The organism is Pseudomonas sp. 05T35 (assembly GCF_056396605.1).
The window spans coordinates 1-7,277 of sequence record NZ_JBFTLU010000415.1 but is presented as its reverse complement, the minus strand read 5'-3'; the positions used below and the strand labels follow the sequence as shown (position 1 = coordinate 7,277).

Below are 7,277 nucleotides of genomic sequence, written 5' to 3'. Positions count from 1 at the left end.
GTGCTCTACGCGGACTTCTGGATTCAGGATCAGGAATACCGCGATCCGGAAACCGGCGAGATACTCAACCGCGTAGCCCTCAACGAAGAGCTGGAGAAAATCGAAAAACCGGCGGGCATCAGCAATCCGAAGGATTTCCGCAACGAAATCGTCAACTTCGTCCTGCGTGCCCGGGCCAACAACAACGGCAAGAATCCGACCTGGCTCAGCTACGAGAAGCTGCGGGTGGTCATCGAGAAGAAAATGTTCTCGAACACCGAGGATCTGCTGCCGGTCATCAGCTTCAATGCCAAGGCCAGCAAAGAGGACCAACAGAAACACAACGACTTCGTTACACGTATGGTCGAGCGCGGCTACACCGACAAACAGGTACGACTGCTCTCCGAGTGGTACCTGCGGGTCAGGAAATCGCAGTAACACGCTGCCGGTCAGACCGGTTGTCGTTAGCCCGGGCCTGCGTAATAAAATTCTGTTACACAGGTTTCAGGAAGGTGTTTGGAAATCGGCAGCGAAGTCCAGGCAACGCGCAGGTGGTACGGGAGGCGCAAGATCGCGCCTCCTGCCCCGCGCCCATTACCGCCAGACTTGCTCGCGATTTCTCAAGACAGCTTCTAAGGAGCAGTCATGAGCTATGTGATCGACCGACGTCTCAATGGCAAGAACAAGAGCACGGTAAACCGTCAGCGGTTTCTGCGGCGTTACCGTGATCACATCAAGAAGGCCGTCGAAGAGGCCGTCAGCCGGCGCTCCATTACCGATATGGAGCACGGTGAACAAATCAGCATTCCTGGCCGCGATATCGACGAGCCAGTGCTTCACCATGGTCGCGGTGGCAAGCAGACCATCGTGCATCCCGGTAACAAGGAGTTCACCAGCGGTGAGCATATTGCTCGTCCGCCGGGAGGTGGCGGTGGCAGAGGCCCCGGCAAGGCCGGCAATTCCGGCGAGGGCATGGACGAGTTTGTGTTCCAGATCACCCAGGAAGAATTTCTCGAGTTCATGTTCGAGGACCTGGAGCTGCCAAACCTGGTCAAGCGCAATCTGAGTGGCACCGACACTTTCAAGACCGTGCGCGCTGGTATCAGCAACGAAGGCAACCCTTCACGGATCAACATCATCCGCACCCTGCGCTCGGCCCATGCACGGCGCATCGCGCTATCGGGCAGCAGCCGGGAGAAATTGCGGGTAGCGAAAGAGGAACTGGCGCGACTTAAACAGGAAGAACCAGACAACTTCGGCGATATCCAGGAAATCGAGGCAGAAATCGAACGTTTGAGTGCGCGCATCAACCGTGTGCCGTTTCTCGACACCTTCGACCTCAAGTACAACCTGCTGATCAAGCAGCCCAACCCCAGCTCCAAGGCGGTAATGTTCTGCCTGATGGACGTTTCCGGCTCCATGACCCAGGCCACCAAGGACATCGCCAAACGGTTCTTCATCCTGCTGTACCTGTTCCTCAAGCGTAACTACGAGAAAATCGATGTGGTGTTCATCCGCCACCACACCAGCGCCCGGGAGGTTGATGAGGAAGAGTTCTTCTACTCTCGCGAAACCGGCGGCACCATCGTTTCCAGCGCCCTGAAACTGATGCAGGAGATCATGGCTGAGCGTTATCCAAGCAACGACTGGAACATTTACGCGGCGCAGGCTTCCGATGGTGATAACTGGAACGATGACTCGCCGATCTGCCGCGACATCCTGATCAACCAGATCATGCCATTCGTGCAGTACTACACTTATGTGGAGATTACCCCCCGCGAACACCAGGCCCTGTGGTACGAATACGAGCGTATCAGCGAAGCCTTTTCCGACACGTTTGCCCAGCAACAACTGGTCTCGGCCGGGGATATTTATCCGGTTTTCCGTGAACTCTTCCAGCGCAGGTTAGTGACATGACCGCCAAAGAGCAGAAGCGCCAACCCATATCCACAGGCTCYGAATGGACGTTCGAGCTGATCCAGGCCTACGACCGGGAAATCAGTCGTCTTGCGGCCCGTTACGCGCTCGATACCTACCCAAACCAGATCGAAGTGATTACTGCCGRGCAGATGATGGATGCCTACGCCTCTGTCGGCATGCCGCTGGGCTATCACCACTGGTCCTATGGCAAACACTTCCTCAGTACCGAGAAGTCCTACAGTCGCGGCCAGATGGGGCTGGCCTACGAGATCGTGATCAACTCGGACCCGTGCATCGCCTACCTGATGGAAGAAAATACTATCTGCATGCAGGCACTGGTGGTGGCCCACGCCTGCTACGGCCACAACAGCTTTTTCAAGGGTAATTACCTGTTCCGCACCTGGACCGATGCCAGTTCGATCATCGATTACCTGGTGTTTGCCAAGCAGTACATCATGCAATGCGAGGAACGCCACGGCATTGATGCCGTGGAAGACCTGCTGGACTCCTGCCATGCCCTGATGAACTACGGTGTCGACCGCTACAAACGTCCTTATCCGATTTCCGCGGAAGAAGAGCGACGTCGGCAAAAGGATCGTGAAGAACACCTGCAAAAGCAGATCAACGACCTGTGGCGCACCATTCCAAAAGGTGYAGACAAGTACAACGAGAAGGACAACGCACGCTTTCCGGCAGAACCGCAGGAGAACATCCTCTACTTCATCGAAAAGCACGCCCCGCTGCTGGAGCCATGGCAACGGGAAATCGTACGGATCGTGCGCAAGATCGCGCAGTACTTTTATCCGCAGCGTCAGACTCAGGTCATGAACGAGGGCTGGGCGACGTTCTGGCACTACACCCTGATGAACGACTTGTACGACGAGGGCCTGGTAACCGACGGCTTCATGATGGAGTTCCTGGCGTCTCACACCAGCGTAATCTTCCAGCCCGGGTTCGACAGCCCTTACTACAACGGCATCAACCCCTACACCCTGGGTTTTTCCATGTACCGCGACATTCGGCGCATGTGCGAAGCGCCCACTGAAGAGGATTACCGTTGGTTCCCTGAAATCGCCGGCACCGACTGGCTGTCGAGCATCAAGTTCGCCATGAGCAGCTTCAAGGACGAAAGCTTCATCCTGCAGTACCTGTCACCCAAAGTGATTCGCGACCTGAAACTGTTCAGCATTCTTGATGACGATCGAAGAAGGCTATCGGACCATTCGTGAAACCCTGGCAGCGCAGTACAACCTGGGTAACCGGGAACCGAACATACAGATCTACAGTATCGACCGGCGCGGCGACCGCTCGCTGACACTGCGCCATCAGCAACATGATCGTAAACCACTCGGGGACTCCACCGAGGAAGTGCTCAAGCACCTGCACCGCCTCTGGGGCTTCGATATTCACCTGGAAACCCTGCAAGGCGACCAGGTAATGAAAACCCATCACGTCCCGCCCAAAGGCGAACATAGCGAGGGCGAATACGGTCGGATGGACCTCGCCGTCATTCATCTTTGATGTCAGCCGGACCTCCGAAAGTTCGACGCAAGGGTTATCCTGTCGGGCTAACGGAGGTTTTTTATGCAGATTTATAAAGTCGGCGGCGCGGTCCGTGATCGCCTGCTCGGCAAGCCTGTTACCGACATCGACTGGGTGGTGGTGGGCGCCAGCACCGAAGAAATGCTCGCCAAGGGCTATCGCCCGGTAGGCGCCGATTTTCCGGTATTCCTTCACCCCAAAAGCGGCGAGGAATATGCGCTAGCCCGCACCGAACGCAAAAGTGGACGCGGCTACGGCGGCTTCACCTTCCATGCCAGCCCGGAAGTCACCCTGGAAGAAGACCTGATTCGTCGCGATCTGACGATCAATGCCATGGCCGAAGACGATCACGGTCAATTGACCGATCCGTATCACGGCCAGCGCGATCTTGAAGCACGGCTGCTTCGTCACGTATCCCCCGCGTTCGCCGAAGATCCTCTCCGAGTTCTGCGCGTTGCCCGTTTCGCCGCGCGTTATGCCGGACTCGGCTTTACCGTAGCTCCCGAGACCCTGGAGCTGATGCGCCAGCTCAGTGAGTCAGGCGAGCTTGAGGCCCTGACCGCAGAGCGCAGCTGGAAAGAAATTTCCCGCGCCCTGATGGAAGCTCAACCACAAGTATTCATCCAGGTTTTGCGCGATTGCGGCGCCCTGAAAGTCTTGATCCCCGAGATTGACGTGCTGTTCGGTGTGCCACAACCCGAAGCCCACCACCCGGAAATCGACAGCGGCGTGCACACCCTGAGCGTTCTCGAACAGGCTGCCCTGCACAAGCAACCGCTAACCGTGCGCTGGGCCTGCCTGCTGCATGATCTGGGCAAAGGCCTGACACCTGAGAGCCAGTGGCCCAGACACATCGCTCACGAGCACAAGGGCCTGAGGCTGATCAAAGCGGTCAACGAGCGCTTCAAGGTCCCGCGCGACTGCCAGGAACTGGCGTTGCTGGTAGGCGAATTCCACACCCACGGCCATCGTGCGCTGGAACTGAAGCCGTCGACATTGCTGGAGTTGCTGCAAAGCTTCGATGTTTACCGACGGCCGCAGCGTTTTGAAGAATTCATCAATGCCTGCGAAATGGACGCCCGGGGCCGGAAGGGCCTTGAACAGAGAAGTTATCCACAAGCGGATTATTTACGAGGCGCGGCGACCGCCGCACGCACCGTGGCGATTCAGCCTTTGCTGGAGCAGGGATTCAAAGGCCCGGAGCTGGGCGAGGCCTTGAAGCGCGAACGGCTCAAAGCATTGAAGGCTTACAAGGAAACAGCCTCCTCCTGAGCATCATCGGATCGCCTTCGCGAGCAAGCTCGCTCCCACAGGTTTTGTGCTGACTCTTGTGGGAGCGAGCTTGCTCGCGAAGAGGTCAATCAGGTCACAGCAGATCCGAAGGGGTCAACTGCTCACCACGCCACTCAAACGCCACCGGCGCCAGAACCTGATCAATCTGCGCCTCCGCCCACAGCGTCGCAAAACTTTTACCCACGCCAGGATGCACCCTGTCCGGCGCTATCAGCGACAACGGCCACAGCACAAAGGCATTTTTCAGGATTTCCGCTCGCGGCAGGATCAATCCGTCGAAATTCCCCACCAGATCGCCATACAGCAGCACGTCGATATCCAAGGGCAAGCCCTTGCGATCGGGGGCATAACGACCGTTGTCGGCCTCGATAAACTTCAACCGACGGTCCAGCTCCGTCAACGGCAGATCGGTAAACGCCGACACTACGAAATTGAAAAACGGACCGCTCTTGATCCCCACCGGCTGACTTTCGAACACCGCCGAACAGCGTATATCCACCAGAAAACCGGCAAGCGCTTCCAGCCCCGCCTGCAAATGAGCTTCGCGCTCGACATTACTGCCGAGCCCAAGAAATACCTGAGTTAGCGACATCCGCGCTCGATCTCCACGCCCACGCCCGTTGCAGCCGGGATAGCCCCCGGCTTGGTCAGCTTGAGGCGCAGCCAGGTAATCTTGAATTCGCTCATCAAGACTTCGGCCAGACGCTCGGCAAAGGTTTCAACCAACTGGTACTGCGCCTGCTCGGCGAACGCCTGAATACGTGCTGTCACGCTGGCGTAGTCGAGCGCCAGGGTCAGGTCATCACCCGCCGCTGCCGGGCGATTGTCCCAGGCGAAATTCAGATCAAGACGCAGGCACTGACGGATGCCGCGCTCCCAGTCGTAGGCACCGATCACCGTGTCGACTTCCAGGCCCTCGATAAACACTCTGTCCAAGCACTCTTCTCCGCAGCACGACAAGGGCGCAATGCGCCGTTAGAATCAGGGCGTCCTCGCCCGGAATAGTTAGCATGTTTTGGTTACTGGCGATCCTCGCCTACCTGCTTGGCTCTCTGTCCTTTGCCATTTTGCTCAGCCGCCTGACCGGTAACCCCGATCCGCGAATGAGTGGCTCGGGTAATGCCGGCGCCACCAACATGTTACGCCTGGCCGGCAAAAAACTCGCCGTCCTGACCTTGCTCGGTGACCTCTGCAAAGGCCTGCTACCCGTGTTGGTTGCAGGGCTTGCGGGCCTCTCGGTACAGCAACAGGCCTGGGTCGGCGTCTATGCCGTGATCGGCCATCTGTATCCGCTGTACTTCCGCTTTCGCGGTGGCAAAGGTGTAGCAACGGCTGCCGGCATGCTGCTGGGGCTTTACCCTCCGGCAGCGCTCCTGGCTATCGGCGCATGGCTATTGACCTTCTACCTCACACGCACCAGCTCGCTGGCCGCCCTGATCGCCACGCCCCTGACCCTGCCACTGCTGGCCTGGCAGGAGCCGGGAGCATTGCTGCCCATGAGCGCGCTGACAGCACTGATCGTCTGGCGCCATCGCGGCAATCTACGCGACCTGTTTGCCGGGCGCGAACGGCATTTTTAAATACTTTCGCCGAGTACGCCCCTGACTCACCCGTCTTTACACAGGTGACAACTGCTCCATCGGCCAACGCGCCTGCACGCTGATCGCCAGACTTTCCTGCTGACCGGCCTGTAACCGCTGACATCCGGCAAAAGCGATCATTGCGCCGTTATCGGTGCAGAACTCCGGACGTGCGTAGTAAACGTCGCCCTTCATGTCACCAAGCATTTTCTCCAGGGACACACGCAAAGCCTTGTTTGCACTGACGCCTCCAGCGATCACCAGACGCTTGAGACCCGCCTGCTTCAGGGCACGCTTGCACTTGATGGTCAGAGTCTCCACCACCGCCTGCTGGAAGGCCAGCGAGATGTCGCTGCGTGTTTGCTCGCCGTCGTCCCCAGCGCTGACGCACTGCTGCCACGTGTTCAAGGCAAAGGTTTTCAAGCCGCTGAAACTGAAATCCAGACCTGGCCGATCACACATCGGACGCGGGAACGCGAAACGTCCGGCGACGCCTTGCGCGGCCAATCGTGCGATTTCCGGACCACCAGGGTAATTGAGGCCCATCATCTTCGCCGTCTTGTCGAACGCCTCACCGGCAGCATCATCCAGCGTCTCGCCCAACAACTCGTATTGACCGATGCCATCGACCCGAACCAGCTGGGTATGACCACCGGACACCAACAAAGCGACGAACGGAAATTCGGGTGGTTGCGGCTCCAGCATCGGCGCCAGCAAGTGACCTTCCATGTGGTGCACGCCCAAGGCTGGAATGCCCCAGGCAAACGCCAGCGCCTGAGCGCAGGAAGCCCCCACCAGCAAGGCTCCGACCAGGCCAGGCCCCGCGGTATAGGCGATGGCATCGATCTCGGTCGGCACACAGTCGGCTTCAGCCAACACCTGACGAATCAAGGGCAGCATACGTTTGACGTGATCACGCGAAGCCAGCTCCGGCACCACGCCACCATAGGCGCGATGCAGGTC

The 7,277-nt window shown here is 58.3% G+C and carries 6 protein-coding genes and 2 pseudogenes; 5 read left to right on the top strand and 3 right to left on the bottom strand.

Annotation, left to right across the window (positions count from 1 at the left end; translation table 11 throughout):
* The 4 genes and pseudogenes from AC1DH9_RS24225 to AC1DH9_RS24210 all read left to right on the top strand — a co-directional run.
* Positions 1-417: pseudogene (locus tag AC1DH9_RS24225) on the top strand (PrkA family serine protein kinase); the annotation flags it as partial.
* 207 nt (positions 418-624) lie between these two features.
* Positions 625-1,896, top strand: a complete 1,272-nt coding sequence (locus AC1DH9_RS24220; protein ID WP_054594316.1) for a YeaH/YhbH family protein — start codon at positions 625-627, stop codon at positions 1,894-1,896.
* Positions 1,893-3,420, top strand: a pseudogene (locus tag AC1DH9_RS24215) (SpoVR family protein). The gene AC1DH9_RS24220 and the pseudogene AC1DH9_RS24215 overlap by 4 nt, the downstream one beginning before the upstream one ends.
* 63 nt (positions 3,421-3,483) lie before the next feature.
* Entirely contained in the window at positions 3,484-4,713 is a 1,230-nt protein-coding gene (locus tag AC1DH9_RS24210) for a multifunctional CCA addition/repair protein (RefSeq protein WP_427544845.1), read from the top strand.
* Between the two features lie 94 nt (positions 4,714-4,807).
* Here AC1DH9_RS24210 and folK read toward each other — a convergent pair whose 3' ends face one another.
* A complete protein-coding gene (gene folK / locus AC1DH9_RS24205) occupies positions 4,808-5,326 on the bottom strand; it encodes a 2-amino-4-hydroxy-6-hydroxymethyldihydropteridine diphosphokinase (protein WP_427544847.1) in 519 nt (172 codons plus the stop codon).
* Entirely contained in the window at positions 5,317-5,670 is a 354-nt protein-coding gene (folB, locus tag AC1DH9_RS24200) for a dihydroneopterin aldolase (protein WP_123581198.1), read from the bottom strand. The genes folK and folB overlap by 10 nt, the downstream gene beginning before the upstream one ends.
* Positions 5,671-5,744: 74 nt before the next feature.
* Between folB and plsY the strand changes: the two genes are divergently transcribed.
* A complete protein-coding gene (gene plsY, locus AC1DH9_RS24195) occupies positions 5,745-6,314 on the top strand; it encodes a glycerol-3-phosphate 1-O-acyltransferase PlsY (protein WP_145014434.1) in 570 nt (189 codons plus the stop codon).
* Between the two features lie 36 nt (positions 6,315-6,350).
* Here the strand turns inward: plsY and tsaD are convergent.
* Positions 6,351-7,277 (bottom strand): tRNA (adenosine(37)-N6)-threonylcarbamoyltransferase complex transferase subunit TsaD (tsaD, locus tag AC1DH9_RS24190; protein WP_477808911.1); only part of this gene is annotated, 927 nt, incomplete at its 5' end.